This window comes from Flavobacterium luteolum, from assembly GCF_027111275.1.
In the GTDB taxonomy this organism is placed as follows: Bacteria; Bacteroidota; Bacteroidia; order Flavobacteriales; family Flavobacteriaceae; genus Flavobacterium; species Flavobacterium luteolum.
The window spans coordinates 144,832-166,204 of the sequence record NZ_CP114286.1 but is presented as its reverse complement, the minus strand read 5'-3'; the positions used below and the strand labels follow the sequence as shown (position 1 = coordinate 166,204).

The 21,373-nt window shown below is 35.5% G+C and carries 12 protein-coding genes; 1 reads left to right on the top strand and 11 read right to left on the bottom strand.

Annotated features, from left to right (window positions below):
* Positions 1-111: 111 nt before the first annotated feature.
* From OZP10_RS00530 to OZP10_RS00480, 11 genes are all read right to left on the bottom strand, one after another.
* On the bottom strand, positions 112-1,911 hold the full coding sequence (locus OZP10_RS00530) for a glycoside hydrolase family 2 protein (protein WP_281633020.1): 1,800 nt from the start codon (positions 1,909-1,911) through the stop codon (positions 112-114).
* A gap of 115 nt (positions 1,912-2,026) precedes the next feature.
* Positions 2,027-4,444 (bottom strand): glycoside hydrolase family 2 protein, encoded by a 2,418-nt coding sequence (locus OZP10_RS00525; protein ID WP_281633019.1) that lies wholly within the window; start codon positions 4,442-4,444, stop codon positions 2,027-2,029.
* Positions 4,445-4,551: 107 nt separating this feature from the next.
* Positions 4,552-5,724, bottom strand: coding sequence for a glycoside hydrolase family 88 protein (locus OZP10_RS00520; RefSeq protein WP_281633018.1), 1,173 nt, complete (start codon positions 5,722-5,724; stop codon positions 4,552-4,554).
* Between the two features lie 252 nt (positions 5,725-5,976).
* Positions 5,977-7,497, bottom strand: coding sequence for a RagB/SusD family nutrient uptake outer membrane protein (locus tag OZP10_RS00515; RefSeq protein WP_281633017.1), 1,521 nt, complete (start codon positions 7,495-7,497; stop codon positions 5,977-5,979).
* A gap of 12 nt (positions 7,498-7,509) precedes the next feature.
* Positions 7,510-10,512: a SusC/RagA family TonB-linked outer membrane protein gene (locus tag OZP10_RS00510; protein WP_281633016.1), complete on the bottom strand. Its 3,003-nt coding sequence runs from the start codon at positions 10,510-10,512 to the stop codon at positions 7,510-7,512.
* 216 nt (positions 10,513-10,728) lie between these two features.
* Positions 10,729-14,820, bottom strand: a complete 4,092-nt coding sequence (locus OZP10_RS00505) for a two-component regulator propeller domain-containing protein (RefSeq protein WP_281633015.1) — start codon at positions 14,818-14,820, stop codon at positions 10,729-10,731.
* A gap of 181 nt (positions 14,821-15,001) precedes the next feature.
* Positions 15,002-16,630 (bottom strand): hypothetical protein, encoded by a 1,629-nt coding sequence (locus OZP10_RS00500; RefSeq protein ID WP_281633014.1) that lies wholly within the window; start codon positions 16,628-16,630, stop codon positions 15,002-15,004.
* A gap of 294 nt (positions 16,631-16,924) precedes the next feature.
* A complete protein-coding gene (gene uxuA, locus OZP10_RS00495) occupies positions 16,925-18,109 on the bottom strand; it encodes a mannonate dehydratase (RefSeq protein WP_281633013.1) in 1,185 nt (394 codons plus the stop codon).
* Between the two features lie 30 nt (positions 18,110-18,139).
* Positions 18,140-18,952 carry an SDR family oxidoreductase gene (locus OZP10_RS00490; protein WP_281633012.1) on the bottom strand — a complete coding sequence of 271 codons (813 nt, stop codon included), beginning with the start codon at positions 18,950-18,952 and terminating at the stop codon, positions 18,140-18,142.
* Positions 18,953-18,974: 22 nt separating this feature from the next.
* Positions 18,975-19,637 (bottom strand): bifunctional 4-hydroxy-2-oxoglutarate aldolase/2-dehydro-3-deoxy-phosphogluconate aldolase, encoded by a 663-nt coding sequence (locus OZP10_RS00485; protein ID WP_281633011.1) that lies wholly within the window; start codon positions 19,635-19,637, stop codon positions 18,975-18,977.
* A 3-nt stretch (positions 19,638-19,640) separates the two neighbouring features.
* Positions 19,641-20,090, bottom strand: a complete 450-nt coding sequence (locus tag OZP10_RS00480) for a NanQ anomerase/TabA/YiaL family protein (protein ID WP_281633010.1) — start codon at positions 20,088-20,090, stop codon at positions 19,641-19,643.
* A gap of 142 nt (positions 20,091-20,232) precedes the next feature.
* On the opposite strand from OZP10_RS00480, the gene OZP10_RS00475 reads away from it, so the two are divergent.
* Positions 20,233-21,282, top strand: a complete 1,050-nt coding sequence (locus OZP10_RS00475; RefSeq protein ID WP_349293763.1) for a LacI family DNA-binding transcriptional regulator — start codon at positions 20,233-20,235, stop codon at positions 21,280-21,282.
* Positions 21,283-21,373 lie beyond the last annotated feature (91 nt).

Below are 21,373 nucleotides of genomic sequence, written 5' to 3'. Positions count from 1 at the left end.
ATCCAATTTTCCGTAGAGACGCACTGCAGTGCGTCTAACGTATTGTAGCCATCGTTGCGTAGACGCACTGCAGTGCGTCTCTACAGATTAACGTTGTGTGAAAATAATTTTTTAATATTCCTTTTTCTTCTTAGCATACCAATCCTGCATAATGTAGAAAGCTTTTTTCTTTTCACCATCATTTGAAATTAAACCTTTACGATTGTAACCGTCCTGAATTCCTGGAAGCAATCTTTTTGGCGATCTGAAATCAACCAGAATCCACGGACTTGTTCCACTTAAGTGAGGAATCTTTTCAATCATCTTTAAATTCTGAATGTATAAATATTCCTGATATTCCTCAGTCCAACGTTCGTTCTTCTCTCCGTGAAGTCCAGCTTTTGCATCGCCTCCAAATTCAGAAACGAAAACAGGTTTGTTGTATTTAGATTTCCATGTTATTTTCTCAGCATCTTCCAAGTTTCCGCCATACCAGCCCAAATATTGGTTGAAAGCCACAACATCCAAAACTTCTCCAATAGGATCATCAATAGTTTCTTTTTTGGTTAATAAAGCAGCGCTAATTAATCTAGTATTGTCTAATGATCTGGTGTAAGATGCTAAATTTTTAATGAAAGTATTTCTAGCTTCCGAAATTGGAGTTTCATTTGCCATCGACCAAATCACAATACTAGCTCTGTTTTTATCTCTTGTGATAGCAGCAGTTAATTGATCTTGAGCATTTTTATACGTGTTTTCATTTTTAAATTCAACTGTCCAGTAAACCGGAATTTCTTCCCAAACCATTAAACCTAATTTATCAGCTTCTCTAACCATGTTTTCGTTGTGCGGATAATGCGCCAGGCGAACATAATTACAGCCTAACTCTTTTGCCCAGTTTAATAAACGCAAAGCATCTTCTTGAGAATTCGCTCGCCCGCCTTTGGCATTTTCTTCATGAATCGAAATTCCGCGCAAAAAGACTGGTTTTCCATTCAATAGAATTTTATCTTCTTTTGTTTCGATAGTTCTAAAACCAATTTGATCGTTTAGTTTTTTCCCATTAAAGTCAATGATAACATTATATAATTTTGGATTTTCTGGTGACCAATAAGAAATCTTTTTCGCTGGAATTTCGAAACTTAAAATTCCGTTGTTATCAGCTTTTCCTTTGTAGTTGATTTTTAATTCCGGAATAGAAATTGAAACCTGATTTTTTGATGCATCCAAATTATTGATTTTGATAAAACCAGAAATCACATTTGCATTGCCTTTTTTCAGCTGAATATTATAATCTTCTACAAAAGAGGATTCTTCTTCAATTAAAGTCACATCGCGCGTAATGCCGCCATAATTCCACCAATCAGTATTTACAGTCGGAACATCTTCTTTATGACGTGTATTATCAACTTTGATAACCAAATAATTTCCTGTTGGTTTTACAATCGAAGTGACTTCGTAATTAAATGGAGTAAAACCTCCTTCATGAGTTCCTAGTTTTTTTCCATTTAAATAAACATCAGCTTTATAATTGATAGCTCCTAAATATAAAAACAGACGTTTATTGGCCGCTAGATTATAATCGAAAGACTTTTTAAACCAAACATTTCCCTCATAATATTTCAGTTCTGTAACCTGCGAATTCCAATCGCCTGGAATATTGATTGTAGGCGATTTATCAAAATCATATTCTACTAATTCCTGTTTGTTTTGAGCATGATAATTGGTGAAAAAAGCTCCTTTTGCTGGTTTTTCACTTTTGTCGTATTGGTCAAGGTGAAAACTGTAAAAACCTGTTTGATATGGATCTATAATATAATTCCAAACTCCGTTTAAAGAAGTGGTGTTTCGGTTGGGTGCGTTAGAAATTAAACCTTGTGATTGTCCAATTGCGAACGATGTCAGGAATAATAATGTTAGAATTTTTTTCATTTTGTAAAATTATTTTTGTTTTAATCTGAACTATATTTTAACCGCAAAGGGCGCTAAGTTTTACGCGAAGTTCGCAAAGCTTTGCGTGCCTTGCGAACTTTCCTTTGCGGTTAAGTTAATTAATTGGAATCTTCAAATATTCTCCCTTAAAGCTCTGATTCAATGCCGTCATTTCAATCGGTTTGCCTGAACCATCAGGAATAACTTCGATAGAAGCCTTTCCGTTTGCCATTTTAATAGATTCGCTGCCGGTTGGAGTTCCTTGATTTTTTAAAGTTTTCCCTCCTTTTAAACATTGAAAATAAACACTAGCTTCATAATCCAGACAACGTAAATTATTGTTGTCGATTGCAATTGCTGTAACCAGATAATTACCGTTTTTCAGTTTTTCTGATGATAATTGCAGCGAAGAAGCGGTATCGTTTTTATTGAAACGGTAATTGACTTTTATCGTATCAGAAACCGTTTTTCCTTCTTTTGTTTTTCCAATGGCAACTAAAGTATTTTCACCTTTAGCAAAATTGACATCCCAAGTTAAACCATTTGCAGGATACAGAGCAAGATTTCGCTGTTTTTCTCCCAATGATTTCCCGTTATGGAAGAAAGTCACTTTGTCGCAATTACTGAAAACACTGATTGTTCTTGGTGTATTTTCAGGTCCTTGGCGCTCTGTCCAAGTGTGCGATTCGATGTAAGTGAAAGGTTCTTTTGCCCAATAACTTTTAAATACATAATACGCATCTTTCGGAATTCCGTTTCGGTCTGTTAATCCTTTTTGGTTCATATACGGAATATCGTCTTCTGGACGTAATGGCGTTGCAAAATCCTTGAATGCCCATTGAATATTTCCCACAAACGTTGGGTCATTCTCGGATATATGCAAATGCCAGTCAAATAGATCAACTATATAGTTTTCGCTCCAATCGCCAATTTGCGCAATATTGGCAACTTTGGTCTGCACAATAGCTTCTTCCCAGCCTTCGGCTTTTATTACATTTTCACCAGTAATTGGGTTTTCGCTGTGACGGCCAACGTGGCTGTCTCCGCCATATTCGGCATGAATAAAATGTTTGTATTCTTTTTTATAAACATCAATTGCTTTTTGGTAGCTTTTGTAACTTCCAGAATACCAGCCCGACCAGATAGAAGGCGAGAAGACATCTACAATATGCGATCCTTCATAATATTTTCTAATTGCCGTTTTTCTGGTTGGATCCAGTTTATGCGCGATATCGTTTAATTCACTTAAAAAGACATTGGTTTTATCGGCATTATCTCCGTCCGGAAAATCTGGAAGCCAATTGATTTCGTTTCCTAAAGACCAAATGATAATACTCGGATGGTTGTAATTTTGATTGATAATTTCTGCCAGCATGTTTTTGGTATTTGTTTTCCAAACATCATTACCAATTCCGCCACGACACCAAGGAAGTTCGTCCCAAACCAAAAGGCCAAGTTCGTCGCAAGCTTTATAAATCTCAGGATCTTGTGGATAATGTGCTAAACGGACAAAATTAGCGCCCATTTCTTTGATTGATTTCATATCGGCCCAATGCTGTTCGTTGCTCATGGCAGCGCCAACTCCAGCTTGTTCTTCATGACGATGTGTACCGCGAATTAATAAACGTTTTCCGTTGAGGTAAAACGGACCGTGATCTTTAAACTCAAACCATCTAAAGCCTACTTTTTCGGAAACACTATCTCTAATTTGATTTTTTTCTGATAAAACAGCAGTCAGTCTGTATAGATTTGGTTTTTCGGTATCCCAGAGTTCCGGATTTTTAATGTTTTCAAAAGTGATGGTTGAAGTTTTGTCGGTAACCGGAATTGTTTTGCTAACTACTTTTTTTCCTTTCGGATTTTTAAGTGTTACAGTTAAAGATAAATCCTTTGAATTATCAGGATTTACAAAAGAAGAAACAATTTGTACCGAAGCTTTTTTAGCCGAAACTTCTGGAGTTGTGACTTTTAAATTGTCAATATGATTTTTGTATTTCGAAACCAGCCACACATCGCGCGTGATTCCGCCATAAATAAAGAAATCACTTTTTTGAGACGGAATAATTTCGATATCATAACTATTATCAACACGAACAAAAATATCGTTGTTTCCTTCTTTAATAAAATTGGTAATATCGATAGAAAATCCAATGTAGCCGCCAATATGCGATCCAGCTTCTTTTCCGTTTACATATACATTTGTAGTTACATTCGAACCTTCAAAGTATAAAGAATAATTGCGGTTTTTGTCGATTTGGGAAATATTTAATTTCTTTTGATACCAGCTAGCGTCGCGTCTGTAACCCGGATATAAATCAGTTGCATCTTCTGCGTTCCAAGTATGCGGTAAGTTTAAAGAAGTCCAGTTGGATGCTTTCTGCGCTTCGTTTAATTTTTGAGTGTCATTTTCTAAATAAAGCCAGTTGTCGTTAATGTTCATCTTTGTCTGAGCAAAACTGCTCAGACAAATTTGAAACAAAACAAAAAGCGCAAAAATTGAAAATGTATTGTTTTGATATAATGAGTTCTTCATAAGTTTTTTTAGGTTCTGAGGTTCTAAGATGCTGAGGTTCTAAGATACTGAGATGCAAAGGCTAAAAACCTTAGTTCCTCAGTATCTTAGCACCTCAGTCCCTTAACTTACTTTCTTCTTAATAGAGCTTCCAAAAAGTAGTAATCGGCGTAAATTATTGGTTCGTCTATTTCGTCGTGTTTCGGCCAGTTTCCAGTACTGTGATCAAACAAGAAAGGTGCTTTAATTTTTGCATCTAAAATATATTTATCTGTCTGTACAGAAGCCATCAGTTTATCGGCGAAAGCCAAATAACTATTATTTTTGGTATAGCCGTATAACTCATATAATGCTGAAGCCATAACCATTGCGGCAGAAACATCTCGCGCTGCATTTGGAATACTAGGATCTTTATAATCCCAATACGGAATTCCGTCTTCTGGCAGATTTTTATTCGTCATAAAAAACTTTGCAGTCGCTTCGGCTTGTTTTAAATAAGCAGGATCTTTTGTATAGCGATAAGACATTGTAAATCCGTAAACTGCCCATCCTTGGCCACGAGCCCAAACCGAATCGTCATTGTATCCCTGAAGAGTGGTTTTCTTTCTAACTTCACCTGTATTCGGATTATAATCAATAACGTGGTAACACGAATTGTCTGCTCTAAACTGATTTTTCAAAGTTGTATTGGCATGTTTGATAGCAACGTCACGATATTTTGGATTTCCTGATATTTTTGAGGCTTCAAAAAGCAATTCCAGATTCATCATATTGTCTATGATTACGGGATAATCCCAAATTTCTTTGTTGAAATCCCATGAACGAATAGAACCCACTTTTGGATTAAACCTTGTGCATAAAGTTTCGGCGCCTTTAACAATTACCGCTTCGTATTCTTTCTTGTTTTCCACTTTCAGCGCTTCTCCAAAACTGCAAAACACTTTAAAACCTACGTCATGCGAATTACTGTTGACACTTTCTTTTTTGCTGAAAGGAGTCCATTTTTGAGCTTGTTCTTTAAATTTTGAATCGCCCGTTAGTCGGTACAATTGCCAAAGATTACCAGCAAAAAAACCGCTTGTCCAATCTCTGGACGGAACTTTGCGAATTTCAAGAGTTTTTACATTCATGCTTCTTGGCATAGACATCGAATCTACTGGATAATCGAGCAGCATTTTGTAACGCGTTTCGAGTAGATTATTTGTTGCCGTTGTGCTTTTTGTTTGAGGATTAATCCCAGATTTGCACGCTGTAGCAAGCGATGCAAACCCAAGGATTAAAATGAAACTAATTTTATTCATATTACTAATTAATCTTTATTTTTAGTTTCTATACTAAAATGTTAGACGCGGATTGTACGGATTCTCTATTGCGGAGATGTTGAACTGTATTTTTTTTCTCTCGCAGATTTGGCAGATTCGGCAGATTTTTTTCCCTTGCAGATTAAAAATGTTTTTAATTCAATCTGCTCAATCTGTTAAATCTGCGGGAAACCAATTTAGCGTTACTTAAAAGAATCCGTTTCATCCATGTTCAATACTAATTATGCTAAATTAATAACCAGGGTTGTTTGGTTTTAGATTCGGATTAATAGCCAATTCTGTTCCTGGCAATGGCCATAAATAATCTCTGTTTGGATCAAAATTAGCATGTGGCTCTAAACCATTTGGTCCAAATACTTCTGGTCCGATTTTTAATCTTTTAATGTCGTACCATCTTACGTATTCAAAAGCCAATTCTAATCTTCGTTCGTCAATAACCATTTTTCTGAAATCTGTCTGAGATAATCCCGGAGTTACATTTGCAGGAAAAGAAACCAATTTTCCTGCTTTATTTCTCGCTCTTGCGCGAACACGGTTTACATAACCATCAGCTTCTGTTGTTCCTGGATTAATTTCATTTAAAGCTTCTGCGGCTGTCAATAAAACTTCTGCGAAACGCATTGTGATGTAATTGTGCTGTGAAGTTCTTCCGTTAGCACCTGCTTTCCCTGGAAAACGGAAATATTTGGCAATATGCGGACGTGGCGCTTTCTCATTATCGCTAGAAGGATAAATTTGCAACGATCCGCCTGGGCCTGTTTTCTTTCTAATAATGGTATCAAAACTTACCGCTCTTCTGTAATCTCTCTGATCCCAAGTGTTGAATACTTTTAAAGAGGGAACCGCAACCGAGAAACCTTGTCCGTAACTGTAGCTATCATCTTTTAATGATCCTGTGAAAAACGCGGTATAATCTTGACCGTAATTTCCAGATGTTAAGTTATTAAAGTCAATTGTAAACAAAGGTTCTTTTAAAGAAGCTGTTTTGGTTGCATTGAATAAATCCTGAAAATCGGCATCCAAACCTAAACCAAATTTTGCTTCGTTTGTAATCACAAATTTTGCTTCGTCATATGCTTTTTGAAAGTTTCCTAAAGTTAAGTAAACAGAAGCCAAATATCCTGCAGCTGTACCTTTTCCAGGAACGGCTTTTACTTTTGGTTTATCATCAAGCCATTGTTTTGCAAATTCTAAATCGGCAATGATTTTTGGGTAAACATCTGCTTCTTTGGTTTTACTTAAAGAGTTTACTTGCGATACATCATTCACCACAAAATCTACGTATGGAATATCGCCAAAAAGACGCACTAAATGATAATATGCAAATGCTCTTGCAAAATAAGCTTGAGCCACAATGGCATTTACTTTAGCAGGATCTCCGGGTGTTTTTTTAGCGCCTTCAATGGCCTGATTTGCTGCCGTTATAATAACATACGATTGAGGCCAAAAGTTAGCAACAAGCGCGTTTGTATCGTTCATAGACATATCGTTTACATCGATACGAGCAGCTTGTGTGGTTCTATCGCCAATATCGGCCATATCATCACGAAGCATTAAAGCAATGGTAAATTCTCTTCCCCAATAATTATTGTGGGCAATGTTGGCAAAAGCTCCGTTTACAGCAGCTTGCAAATCGTCTGTATTATTGAAAAAGTTCTCTGGACGAATAATTCCTACTGGTTTTTCTTCTAGATCAGAACAGCTGAAAAAAGTCATTGTTCCTAAGCAAAGAAGAGCTATATATTTTTTCATAGTGGTTTTAGATTAAAATTTTAAATTGAATCCTGCTGTAAACGTTCTTACGTTTGGATATCCTCCGTAATCCAATCCTAGATAAGTATTACTTCTAGCATTTGAATCGTTTAAGTAGTTCGTTTCTGGATCTGTACCTGGATAATTTGTAATCGTCCAAAGGTTTTGTGCACTGATGTAAAAACGAACTTTGCTTAATCCCATTTTCGAAACAATTTTTTCATCTAAACTATATCCTAAAGAGATGTTTTTTAGACGAATGTAACTTCCATCATAAACAAATCTTGAAGTGATTCTTTTGGTTCTCGCTGCATTCGCAGGAACATTAGTATCAGTATGAGTTGGTGTCCAAGCATCTAAAACTTCAGTTGTAGCGTTGTTGTTTCCAGAAGCCAATTCCATCAAAGTATAGTTTAAGATTTGACCTCCTTCTGAACCTTGGAAGAAGATATTCAAATCAAGATTTTTATAAGTGAAATCATTGTTGAATCCGAAGATGAAATCTGGATTCGGGTTTCCGATAATGGTTTTATCCTGAGAATCTAATTTTCCGTCGCCATTGTAATCTCTGAATTTTTCTCCACCTGGAGCTGTTTCAAAGTTTCCTGGCACAACAGTTTCTCCCTGCTGAATTACACCATCGTAAATAAATCCGAAGAAAGAACCAACAGGCTGTCCAACTCTTAAAATCTGCGATTCAGTTGCCAAGAAATGTCCAGGAGCAGAGTTGATTAAAAGGTCTTTGTTATCGGCCAATTTTAATACTTTGTTTTTGTTTGAAGAAATATTAAAGTTTGTCGACCAAGTAAAATCTGCACCAATAAAGTTTCTGGTATTAATAGCCAATTCCCATCCTTTATTTTCCAATTCACCCACGTTTTGAAGCTGAGAAGCAATTCCAGAAATTCCAGGAAGCGGTCTGTTAAACAATAAATCTTTAGTAATTGTTTTATAATAATCTGCTGTAATGCTGATTCTATTATCAAATAAACCTAAATCAATTCCATAATCTTGCTGATAAGACGTTTCCCATTTTAAGTTCGGATTATCTAATGAAGTTAATTGAACCGCATTGGTAATCACGTCACCGCTTACATAATAGATTTCAGAAAATCTAGAAAGAGTAGAGTAGGCACCAATTGAAGGATTTCCTGTTGCTCCATAACTCGCTCTCAATTTTAAGTTTGAAACCGTTTTATTGTCTTTTAAGAAGTTTTCTTTACTAATGTTCCAACCAATTGCACCAGAAGGGAAAGTTCCGTATTTATAGTTTTTACTAAAACTTGAAGAACCATCTCGTCTTGCGGTAAATGTCAGTAAATATTTGTCGGCATAATCAAAATTCAACCTTCCGAAAGCAGAAATTAATTCTGTTTCAGATAAACCAGAATCAGGTTTTAAGAAAACAGTTCCAGCGCCTAAATTTCTGTAAGAGTTTGTATTCGTTAAGAATCCTCTTGAAGCCGCATACGAATTTTCGTTTTTGTTTTTTTGATATGAATATCCTCCCAAAACCGTTAAAATTCCTTTGTCGATAATTTCACGTTTAAAAGTCAAATAATTCTCTGTCAAGAAAGAAGAAAATCTAGTGTTGTTCACAGAAGCTTCTCCTTTGATGTTTTTTCCAGCAATTAAAGTTGAAGGAATAAACCTTCCAGTTTGCGAATTACTATCTGTTAAACCTAAAGTAGTTTTAAAATCGAGATCTTTTGTGATTTGGTATTGGGCAAAGAAATTGTTTCGGTTTGTTACAGAAACGGTTTCTAAAATATTTTCCATTGCTGTTGCGTACGGATTGTCGATATCATCACCAATTGGAGCTGTTGTCGTATAAGTTCCGTCGGCATTGTAGATTCCTTTATCTGGCATAAAACGATAAGCTGATGCAATTACACCTGCAGCACCAGTTCCTCCAGCGTTAGTTTGACTTACAATTCCGTCTTTGTTCTGTTTGCTTGTAAAAGTGTTTAAACCCACTTTAAATTTTGGAGACAAATCTGCCTCAAGATTTCCTACGATCGTGTATCTGTCAATTCCTGAATTAATAACCACACCATTTTGGTTAAAGTACGTTCCAGAAACATAATATCTGATATTGTCAGATCCGCCAGAAAAAGACAATTGTGAATTCGAAATCATTCCATCGCGATAAATTACATCTTGCCAGTCTGTATCTGCTGGACCTTGCGTGTGCGTAGTAAAACTTTTTCTGTAAGCCGCAAACTGATCGGCATTTAATAAATGCAATTTGTTATTTACCGATTGAACAGAAGTCGAGTTACTGAACTCAATGACAGGTTTTCCAGCTTTTCCTTTTTTGGTTGTTACCATGATAACCCCGTTAGAACCTCTTGATCCGTAAATTGCAGTTGCCGAAGCATCTTTTAAAACCTCAATAGAAGCAATATCCTGAGGAGCTGGCATAGAAACACCTGCAAAACCGTCAACAACAATAAGAGCATCTCCGCTGGCATTGATAGAAGTTCCTCCACGAACTCTAATTTTGGTTGGAGCACCAGGTTCTCCACCGTTATTAGACATTACTGAAACCCCAGCTGCACGACCTTGTAAAGCTTGCTCTGCACTTAAAACAGGATAAGCAGTAAGCTCTTTTGCCGTAACAGAAGATACAGATCCAGTTATATCGCTCTTTTTACGAGTTCCGTAACCTACTACAATAACTTCGTCTAGTGCTTTTGTATCTGGTTTTAAACTTACGTTGATAACACTTTTTGTTCCAACTGGAATTTCAACAGTCTGAAATCCGACGAAATTGAAAACTAAAACAGCATTTTTCTCTCCTACTATCACAGTATAATTTCCGTCCATATCGGCAGAAGCGCCTACAGAAGAATTTTTGATATAGACATTAGCACCAGGAAGTCCAAGTAAATCTTCACTAGAAGTTATCTTTCCAGTCACTTTTCGTTCTTGTGCATGCATCACGATATTTATCAGTAAAAAAGATACCAGTAAACACCATTTAAACGATTTGTTTGTTTGGTTTGTAAACATTCATTTTTTGGTTTTAGGGTTAATAAGTTAGATTAAGTAGAAAAACAATAGACTCATTCCGATGATGAGAATGACAAATAAAATCTGCAGCAATAAGTAGCTCGTTTTTTTGATTTTCATATCGCAAATGTATGCGTCGAAAACGATATAGAAATACAAAAAAGGGTATCTAAAAATACAGATACCCTTTTTTAACCCTTTAAAACAGTGGATTCTTTAAATTACGACCGAAGATTTATAAAATTTATCGGCATATTGAGACGGAGTCTCGCCGTACTTTTTCTGGAAGCATTTGCTAAAGTATTTCGGATTATTAAAACCGACTTTGTAACTGATTTCAGAAACGGTTAGTTTGTTTTGTTCTAATAATTGAGCCGCACGTTTTAATCTGATTTCATGAATGAATTCGTTTGGCGTGCAATTCGTCCACGCTTTAATTTTTAAAAACAGCATGGTTCTGCTGACACCCAATTCGGAACAGAAAAACGGAATATCAAATTGTTCGTTTGAAATGTTTTCCTCTACAATTTTGAATGCTTTTTTCAATAATTCTTCATCCAACGAAGAAACCGTGATTTCTGACGGAATAAAACTGTCTTCGCTTGAAAATTTGATTTTTAAGCGTTCAGTGGTATTCAGAAGGTTTTTAACGCGAAGCCTGAATTCCATTAAATTGAATGGTTTGCTAATATAATCATCGGCACCGCTTTCTAATCCTTCAAATTTGTAAACCAACGAAGATCGCGAAGTCAATAAAATAACTGGAATATGGCTGGTTTTGATGTTTTCTTTAATTTTTGAACACAGTTCTGTTCCCACCATTTCTGGCATAATAACATCACTGATAATGAGGTTTGGAACAAATTTTAAAGCTTTTTCTAAAGCAACTTTTCCGTTATCGGCTTCAATAATGTTGTAATCTTTTTTGAGAAGATTTTTCATGAATTTTCTCAAAACCTTATGATCTTCAACAATCAATATCGTTTGTTTTTCTTCATTTACAATTAAATCTTCGATGTCTTCATTCTCAACAACTTCCGAAGGTTCCAATTGTGCTTTGTATTGCTCAATATCATCACTGATTTTAAAATCAGGAATAATTTCGCTGTCCAAAAGATGTTCGCGTCCAAGTGGTAAAGTCACTGTAAAAACAACTCCGCCAGTGGTTTTGTTTGTAACATCGATTTTTCCTTTATGAAGTTCAACAATGTTTTTTACGATTGAAAGTCCAATTCCAGTTCCTTTATTATAGTTTTTCTGAACTTGATTATGAGTTGGAACTTCAAAAAACAAATCGAAAATTTTATCAATATGCTCTTCTGCAATTCCAACGCCCGAATCTTCAACCGCAATAAAAAGATTTTGCTGATCATGATTGATTTTAATTTTAATTGAACCGCCTTTTGGAGTATATCTAAAAGCATTCGAAATCAAATTGTAAAATACACGTTCGAGTTTGTAACGGTCAAAATAAACCAAGATTTCTTCGTTTTCAGTTTCGAACGAATAGTCGTAACCGCCGTCTTTGGCATATTCAATAAATGAAAGAAAGATTTCTTTGGTGAATTTTACAATGTTTCCGTTTGCCGATTCTAGTGCAACTTGATGGTTTTCCAGTTTTCTGAAATCCATTAATCGGTTAATAAGACTCAACAAATGATTCGCGCTTCCTTCAATCACCAGAAGCTTTTTGTACATTTCGTTAGTTCCGTTGTAATCGGCTAAAATTTGCTGTAATGGACCTAAAATCAAAGTTAAAGGCGTTCTGAATTCATGCGAAATATTAGTAAAGAAATCCAGTTTTAGTTTATTGTTTTCTTCAATTCGCTGCGTTTCCAAATATTCCAGTTCAAGCTTTTGCTTCAATCTCGCTTTAGATTTCATAATCCAGATCAAACCGTATAAACCTAATCCAATTACGATTCCGTAAAGCATAAATGCCCATATACTGCGCCACGGAGCAGGATTTACTATAACCGTAAGCGTTGTCGGATTCTGATTCCAAACACCGTCATTGTTGGCGCCACGAACTTCAAAAGTATAAGTTCCCGGATTCTGAATCGCAAAATTGGCTTCGCTGTTTTTAGTCGTGGTCCAGTTGTTTTCTAAGCCAGTTAAACGATAACTGTATTGGTTGTTTTTGGATCGAATATAATTCGGAATCGCAAAACTGATGGAGAAATTTGCCTTGTCATAATCCAGAGTAATCGTTTTGGTAAAACCGATGCTTTGTTCCAAAATACCTTCTTTATCATGCGCATGAACCGTTTCGTTTTTAATTTTCAAATTGGTAATTAGAACTTGTGGAGCATATTTATTCAAAGAAATTTTGGTAGCATCAAAAAATGTTGCTCCCGACGGACTTCCGAAATAAAACTGATTCGAACTTAATTTTAAAGCCGAATTATCATTGAATTCATTGCTAGCCAAACCGTCTTTCTGATCGTAAATGAGGATCGATTTTTTAATTGTGCTGTATTTGATAATTCCCTGATTGGTACTGATCCAAAGGTTTTTATCATCATCTTCTAAAATCGAATGGATGGAAGTGATAACCGTGTTTCCGATTCTAAGATTGATTCGGTTGAATTTTTTTCCATCAAAATAATGCAATCCTTTTGCTTTTGTTCCAACCCAAATTTTGTTTTGAGAATCCTGAAACAAAGTCAGAATATCATCGCCAGATACAGTCGAATGATCGTAAAAGAAATGCTGAATAGCATATTTCTGTGGATTAAAATTTTTGAGCGGAATGCGATTCAAACCATTTTGAGTTCCAACCCAGAGAAAGTTTTGTTTATCGACTAAAATCGTTCGAAGAATATTGTTGGTAAGGAAAACAGGTTTGGTATTGTCATTTCCAATAGCATCAAAGGTTTTGCTGATTGTGTTATAGCGAATTAAACCTTTTCCGAAAGTTCCAATCCATAAAATCGAGCCTTCGGTTTTAAGGGCATAAACGCCACTATCTTTTAGCAATTCACTTAAATCTGGAGAAATTCGATTATCTTCAATTCTTTTAGAAATGGTATTGTAAGCAGATAACCCTTTAGAAAAAGTGCCAATCCATAAAATATGATCGTCAGATAAGCACATTGCTTTGATGTCATTTTTATTGGTCTGTCCAGTTTTGCTGTTGATATAACTTACCGATTCATTATTTCTATTATAAATCGTAATCCCTCCTCCTTCAGTTCCAAAATAAATGTTTTGGTTTTTATCGGCAATAATAGAACTCACGACATCAAAACTCATCGGAATCTTTTTCGAATTCTGATTGTAATTAGAGAAATTGACATTTGAAACATCCCAAAGATTAACGCCTTTGTAATAACAGCCAATCCAGATAGAACCTTTTTTATCCATAAAAATGGACTTTACTTTGTCGATTCCGTTTGCATTATTGCTGTTATTGATTTTCTGAAGACTTTTATCTTTTCCTAAAATATAAATTCCGTCATAAGCTCCAACCCATAAAGAACCTTGTTTGTCTATAATTAAAGATCGAATATCGGTATTGATTTCGCGGTATTTTTCAGCTGATAAAAAAGAAACAAAAGTTTTCTGTTTTTGATCAAATTTTAAAAGTCCTTTGTTTTTTGTTCCAACCCACAAACTGCCATCTTGGTCTTCAATAACCGATTGAACGTTTAATAAATCAGTTGTGTTTAATGGATAATTTTTAAAGAATAGTTTTCCATTCATTCGATTTGTGAGCTTGCACAAACCTTTAGTTGTCCCAATCCAGATTTGACCTTCTTTGGTTTTTAAAATACTCAGAATATTATTGCTCGGAAGAGTAGAGGTATCATCATCTGAATGAAAAACCGATGTAAATAATCCTGTTTTTTTATTGTAAATCGTTAATCCTTTCGAAGTTCCAAACCACATTTCGCCACCAATTTCTCTGATGCTCCAAACAGCATTATTGCTTATAGTATGATTGGCTTTGGTATGAAGATATCTTGTAAAACGGTTAGAAATAGGATCATAACAGTTGAGTCCGTTGTATGTTCCTACCCAGATTTTTCCAGATTCGTCTTCTTCGATGGCCAAAATATCATTGTTGCTGATTGAATATTTATCCGCAGCATCGTTCCTAAAAATGGTAAATCGGCTTCCATCATATTTATTCAGACCATCACGGGTTCCAAACCACATTTGTCCAAATTTATCCTGATGAATGGCAATGACAGAACTCTGCGAAAGCCCGTCGGTCGTAGAAAAATTTTTAAGACGATATTTATTTTGGGAAAACAAATTCCCGAAAACAAATACAATTGTGAGGAAAGCTATTTTGTATTTCATAGCGGTTATATTTAATGTTTTTTGCCACAGATTTCACAGATTATAAAGATTGTTTTTTTCTGTGTGTTTAAAATTAGCCACGAATTCACGAATTGTTAGAATTAATTTTTTAAATAATTCGTGAATTCGTGGCTAAAAAAAATCATTTTAATCTTTGTAATCTGTGGCAGATATTTTTAGCCTATTTCAAACGTTTCTGTAATTGATAATCATACAAAGATGGAATCTTCTCAATCGGAATGTTTAAAAATTCAATATAAGGATCAATGTCGTATTTAATTTCAAATTTTGCATTTCCGTGTACACCGATGATTCTGGCCAAAGCGCCGTCTTTCATTCCGTACAACAAAACCGGTTTTGATGCATCAGGATTTTCAACTTGAATATTTAAATTCCAAAAAGTACTGAAAGGTCCGTGAGAAGGTTTCCAGTAATCGGCTCCGCCGCCTCCAAACAAAGCATAACTGTTGTTTTTATCGGCTTTTAAATGAACCGTAATATTGTCAAATAGATTTTGATGATTTGCTCCAGAATGCTGATCTAGAACTGGATCTGTAAAAATTTCGCAGTTCTGATACACATTTTTAGTAGCAAAAGTGTTGAAACTTAAAGGATGAACGGCCGAATTATAAATTTTCAGATTCTTGACCAAAATATTGTGCACGCCACCTAAAGTTACGGTGTAGTGCGCTAAATGAGGACCATCGGTTGTGATATCTTGAATGGTCACATTAGCAACTTCTTCGGCAAGAATTCCGCTGTCGGCATTGGTGATTTTAATGTCTTTAACCCAACTGTTAAAAAGACGAGTCAGGAAAATGCCATTATTTCCAGGTTCAACGTGATGCGCGACTCTCGGAATATCAGGAAAGGTAAAACGAAGATGCTCGATTCCAACTTCATTTAAATGTTTCCATTCGACCAATTGCGCTTGATAACTTGGTTTAATCGAAATGGTTAAAGGTGTTTTTATAGTAATTTTTGAACCAGAGATTTTAGTAATTTCAACCTGCTGTCTTACAATGGGAAGTTTCGGAAATTTCCAATGATGCGAACCTGGTTTTACTTTAGCTCCCTGATATAAATCTTTGATGATTTCGCCATTTTCACCATCTTTATTAAACAATTGCAATTCGACTACATCTCCAACTTTCAATTCTTTTACATCAGAAACCGTAATAACTTGTTCGCCCATTTTTCCTGAAGTGACTTTCGCCAACGGATTAGATTCTGGTTCGTATTTATCTAAATACGATTTTACGCGTTCGCCCGGAACCTGTGTCCAGATAAATCCGCCAGACCATGCATATTGCGAAAAAGGAAGATCTATATTATTTTCTAGTTCACGCTGTCTTTTGTCAAAAGTGGTTAAGTATTCACGAAGTTCAGCCAAAACATCAGAATCTTTAAGATACATCATAGGTCTTGGACAATAGATTTCAGTTCCGTTTTCGTTAGAACCTGCACCGCGAAGTACAAAATTGCTTCTTTCGATATACAAAATATCACTTAAAATAATTCGTCCAGCGGGCAATTGCAGAATTACATTTCCTTCTACGGCATTCGCAGCTTTAAAAGCTTTTAAAAGTGCTTTTGAATCGTCTAAATTGTCATTTGCTTTTACGCCAAAATCAACTGCATTGATAACTTTTCCATTAGTTTCAGGAATCTGACTTTCGCCGAAATGATACCCAGCATAACTAAAATCTGGAAGATAATTCGTTTTTGAAGTAATAATTTTAGGTATTTCCTGTGCCAGCAAAGTATTTATAAAAAAGCCACAGGATATAAGAATGGCTTGGCGAATCATGGTTTTGTGGTTTTTGTGGTTAGTTAGTTTTTTTTGTTTTGCCACGAAGGCGCTAAGACGCGAAGATTTTTTAAGCTTTGTATTTTTAGTCGCGCAAAGTCGCTGAGACGCAAAGTTTTTTTTACGCTCCCGATAGCTATCGGGATTAAAAGATTTAAGCAGATAAACGCAGATAATTTGTCCAAAATAAATTCCTCTGTAATTTGCCAAATCTGAGTAAAAAAATCTTTTTAATCCTTTTAATCTGTGGCTAAATAAAAAATTTTGCGTCTTAGTGCCTTCGTGGCAAACAAATTATAAAGATCGCTTGATCCCTAATTCAAGTCCTCGCAATTCTGCTAAGCCTCTTAAACGGCCAATTGCAGAATAACCCGGATTTGTTTTTTTCTTTAAATCGTCCAGCATTTGATGCCCGTGATCTGGACGCATTGGCAATTGACTGTTGTTTCTTTTTTCAACTTCCAATATTGCTTTTACAACTTCGTACATATCAACATCGCCTTCCAAGTGATTTGCTTCGTAGAAACTTCCTTCTTCGTTTCTTTGCGTGCTTCTTAAGTGAATAAAATTCATTTTATCGCCATGACGTCTTACAATTCCAGGCAAATCATTATCAGCACGAACACCGTAAGAACCTGTACACATTGTAAATCCGTTTGATGGAGAAGGAGCAGCGTTCATTAGTTCCATCAAATCTTCTTCGGTACTTACCACTCTCGGCAGACCTAAAATCGGGTAAGGCGGATCGTCTGGATGAATCGCCATCAAAACACCTTTACTTTCAGCAACAGGAATAATTTCTTTTAGAAAATGAAAAAGATTATTTTTTAAAGTCTGTCTGTCAATATGATTGTAAGCACTTAGGGTTACTAAGAAATCCTCAACTGTATACGCTTCTTCGGCACCCGGAAGTCCAGCCAGAATGTTCTGTTGCAATTTAATTTTATCTTCTGGAGTCATGGATTCAAAATAGCTTTTTGCCTTTTGTTTCTGTTCTTCAGAATACTCGTTTTCTGCGCCTGGTCTTTTCAGAATAAACAACTCAAAAGCAGCAAAGGCATTGATATCAAAACGTAAAGCTTTAGAACCGTCTTCTACTGTAAATGATAAATCTGTTCTTGACCAATCTAAAACCGGCATAAAGTTGTAGCAAACACATTTGATTCCGCACAAAGCCAAATTGCGAATGCTTTCTTTATAATTTTCAATGTATTGAAGATAATTTCCAGTCTGTTTTTTAATGTCTTCATGAACTGGAATACTTTCTACAACCGACCAAGTCAATCCAGAAGCACCTTTTTTAGGATCTCCGTTTTCGTGTTCGATTTCGACTTTTCGTTTAATGATTTCGTCAATGCTCCAAACCTCTCCATTTGGAATATGGTGTAAAGCCGTTACAATTCCGGTTGCTCCAGTTTGTTTGATATCTTGTAAAGAAACAGGGTCATTTGGTCCGAACCATCTTAATGTTTGTTCCATTTTGTATTATGTTGTTTTGTGAGTTAGTTTTTAAATACTTGTCGCCGCAAATCCACCGTCGACTTTTAAGATAGTTCCTGTTACGAATTTTGACATATCGCTACATAAAAATAAAAGCGCACCGTCAATATCTTCAGGAGTTCCGAATCTTCCCATTGGTGTATGATCGATTATTTTTTCACCTCTCGGAGTTAGTTTTCCTTCTGGAGTAAGCAATAAAGCGCGGTTTTGTTCACCAATAAAAAATCCTGGAGAAATTGCATTTACACGAAGTCCTTCGCCATATTTTTGAGCCAATTCAACCGCCATCCATTGCGTAAAATTGTCGATTGCCGCTTTTGAAGCTGAATACCCCACAACTCTAGTTAAAGGTCTTTGCGCTGATGCAGACGAAATGTTGATAATATTTCCTGATTTCTGTTTAGCAAAAAGTTCCGCAAAAACCTGAGTCGGAAGCATGGTTCCAATAATGTTCAAATCGACTACTTTTTGTAAATCGTCGCTTTTCATATCATAGATTGCCTGATCTGGCTGAATCGTTGCGCCCGGCATATTTCCGCCCGCTGCATTGATAAGAATATCAAGACGTCCGTATTTTTCAACAATAAAATCTTTGGCTTTTTCTAATTCTTCTTTGTTTAAAACATTGGCCTGAACAGGAAATCCTTGTCCGCCATTTGCTTCGATTGCTTTTACTGTGTTTTCAGCTTTTTCCAATGATTGCGAAACGATTCCGACCACAACACCTTGCTGCGCCAAAACATTTGCAAATCTGCTTCCTAAAACACCAGCGCCACCTGTTATTAATGCAATTTTTCCTTTTAAATTAAATATTGAATCCATTTTTAGTTCTTAATTTATATTTTTACTTTCGGATAGTTTCTATCAGATCCAAAACCCTTTTAGTTTCTTTTTCAATTGTCTCATAAGCACCGTATTCCATTACTTCTTTGCTGATTAATTTGCTTCCCATACCAACAGCAGAAACACCAGCATTAAACCATGTTTCAATACTTTGTCTCGTAGTGTCAACGCCACCTGTAGGCATAAAAATTAAATCAGGAAAAATATCTCTGATACCGCTCATAAAGTCAGGTCCTAAAATATTTCCAGGGAAAAGTTTGATGAATTTTACTCCAGCATTTTCAGCAGCAATAATTTCAGTTGGCGTCATACAGCCAGGAGCGTATAAAACTTCTTTAGCAATTAAAAATGAAGCCACTTCAGGAACAAATCCTGGACTGATAAAAAAGTCAGCTCCTTCTAAATAATAGGTTTCCGCCTGTGCTAAATTTTTGATAGTTCCAATTCCTAAAAGCATGTCAGGCATTTCAGCATTTCTTACTTCAATCATTTTTTTGAAGTTTGAAAGTGCCTCAGGACCACGGCTCGTATATTCTACAGCTCTGATTCCAACATTGTACAATGATTTCAAAACTGCAATGCTTTTGCTTTCGTCAGCATTGAAATAGAGTGGAAGCATTCCTTGTTTTAGAATAACATCAATAGAGTTCTGAATAGTATTCATTACTTATATTTTTACTTTGATTACAATTTTTTTCAATGGCCCGCTTCCAATCATAGCAGAATGGACATCTTCTGGAAACAGGATTGTAAATTGCTTTTCTTTTATTTCAAAAAACATATCGGGTTTGTCATGAAAGAAACGAACATCTCTTTCATCACTATACTCTCCATTTGGGCTAATACATTTTTCTCTAGGTTTCCATGCAAAAGTTTCTGGACCAATGATAGAAATCTGTATATCGATGTTTTTATCATGGCATTCAAAACCTTTAATGCTTTCTTCTCTTGTGCTTCCTTCGCCAACAATTACAATTAGCTTTAAGCCTTCGCCAATTTCATAAGCTCCTTCTTCAAGATTGGCAATGTCATTTTGGTCTACATATTCAAATGCTTTTTTGAAATTTGGATGCAGACCATAGTATTTTGCTGCATTATGTAATGAGTCTATTATCATTTTGTACGGTTTTTATTTTGGTTTTTTAATGTTATGGGTATATTTGCGTGTGCGTACACGGTATTTTACAAATGTATGCAAAATGTGATGTAAAACAACTTATTTTTGATAAAATAAATTAATTTTACCCGACTGCTTTTATATTTTTAACTTAAAAAGAATCAATATCATAACAATTAAAAAGATTGCCGAATTAGCCAATGTCTCTGCTGGAACAGTAGACAGGATTATACACAAACGTGGACAAGTGGCTCAAGAAACCGTTGATAAAGTCAATGCGATTATTGAGGAGTTTGGCTATACGCGAAATATTCTGGCAAGTAATCTGGCGCTGAACAAGAAATTTCATTTTGCTGTTTTTCTTCCAAAATCCGAAACTTTAGAATATTGGAAAAGTCAGGCAGAAGGTATTGAAAAAGCGGCTTTGGAGTTTAGCAAATTCGGAATCGTATTGGATTACTTTTTTTACGATTATAATTTGATATCCTTTAAAGAAACGGTGCAGAAAATAATGGAGTTTGATTGTGACGGTTTACTGTTTGCTCCAATTTTTTATGATGATTCGGTTCAGTTTTTAAAGGAATACGAAAAGAAAAATATTCCAATCGTCATGATTGATTCGAATATTTCTGAGGAGAATGAGCATGCTTATGTGGGACAGGATGCTTTTCAGAGTGGGTATTTGGCAGGAAGGTTAATCAGTTTTGCGGTGAAAAATGAAAGGCAGGTTCTGATTTTTAAAATTACTCGCGAAATAGAAAGTACTTCTGTTTATCAGCAGCGCATCAAAGGGTTTTATTCTTATTTTGAAGATCATAACGAATTGACCAATTTCAAGTTTTCAGAAGTAACTTTAAAAGATTCTGGGATTGATCAATTAAGTTTGGAAATGTTTTCTGGAGTAAATAGTGTTTTCGTACCCAATTCCAGAGCTTATATTGTTGCCGAATTTTTAAATAAAAACAATATAAAAGGTGTCCGAATAATCGGTTTTGATTTGCTAAAGGAAAATATCGAATATCTTAATAAAGGTGTAATTGATTTTTTAATCAACCAGAGGCCAGAAGAGCAAGGGTATTTGGGAATCAATTATCTGTACAAAAAACTGGTTCTTCAAGAAGAAACTGAAAAGACGCATTATATTCCATTAGAGATTATTTTGAAGGAGAATTATTTTCCTGTTAGGAAGTAAACTTTAGAGCTATACCTGACAGGTTTTAAAAACCTGTCAGGTATTGTTACAAAATTACAAATAGGTTTGATATCATAGCCTGTGTTTTCAA